Genomic DNA, 1,151 nt, shown 5'->3' on the forward strand with positions numbered 1-1,151 from the left:
CGTTCGAAACCGCACGTGAACATCGGTACGATTGGTCACGTTGACCACGGCAAGACGACGCTGACGGCGGCGATCACGAAGTATTTCGGTGATTTCCGTGCGTATGACCAGATTGACGGTGCGCCGGAAGAGAAGGCGCGGGGGATCACGATCTCGACGGCGCATGTCGAGTACGAAACGGACGCGCGTCACTACGCGCACGTGGACTGCCCCGGTCACGCGGACTATGTGAAGAACATGATCACGGGTGCGGCGCAGATGGACGGCGCGATCCTGGTTGTGAACGCGGCCGACGGCCCGATGCCGCAGACGCGCGAGCACATCCTGCTGGCGCGCCAGGTCGGCGTTCCGGCGCTGGTGGTGTTCATGAACAAGGTCGACCAGGTGGACGACGAGGAACTGCTCGAGCTGGTCGAGATGGAAATCCGCGAACTGCTGAGCTCGTATGACTTCCCGGGCGACGACATTCCGATCGTTGCCGGTTCGGCGCTGGCGGCGATGGAAGGGCGTGACCCGGAAATCGGCGAAGAGAAGATCAAGGAACTGATGGCGGCCGTGGACGAGTACATCCCGACGCCGGCCCGTGCTGTCGACCAGCCGTTCCTGATGCCGATCGAAGACGTGTTCTCGATCTCGGGCCGCGGTACGGTTGTGACCGGCCGTGTCGAGCGTGGCGTGATCAACGTGGGCGACGAACTGGAGATCGTGGGCATCCGCGACACCAAGAAGACGACCTGCACGGGCGTCGAGATGTTCCGCAAGCTGCTGGATCGCGGTGAAGCGGGCGACAACATCGGCGCGCTGCTGCGCGGTATCGACCGTGACGGCGTTGAGCGCGGTCAGGTCCTGTGCAAGCCGGGCTCGGTGACGCCGCACACGAAGTTCGAGGCCGAAGCCTATATCCTCACCAAAGAGGAAGGTGGCCGTCACACGCCGTTCTTCGCGAACTACCGTCCGCAGTTCTACTTCCGCACGACGGACGTGACCGGCACGGTGACGCTGCCCGAGGGCACGGAAATGGTGATGCCGGGCGACAACCTGAAGTTCGAAGTCGAACTGATCGCCCCGATCGCCATGGAAGACGGCCTGCGCTTCGCCATCCGCGAAGGCGGCCGCACCGTCGGCGCCGGCGTCGTCTCCAAAATCATCGA

General features: G+C 63.7%; 1 protein-coding gene. It reads left to right on the plus strand.

What is annotated here, in order from left to right:
• Window positions 1-1,151, plus strand: a 1,151-nt coding sequence (tuf, locus tag KPG71_RS19590) for an elongation factor Tu (RefSeq protein ID WP_216340446.1), incomplete at both ends; no start/stop codon positions are given.

Source organism: Roseovarius sp. PS-C2 (genome assembly GCF_018862045.1).
Lineage (GTDB): Bacteria > Pseudomonadota > Alphaproteobacteria > Rhodobacterales > Rhodobacteraceae > Roseovarius.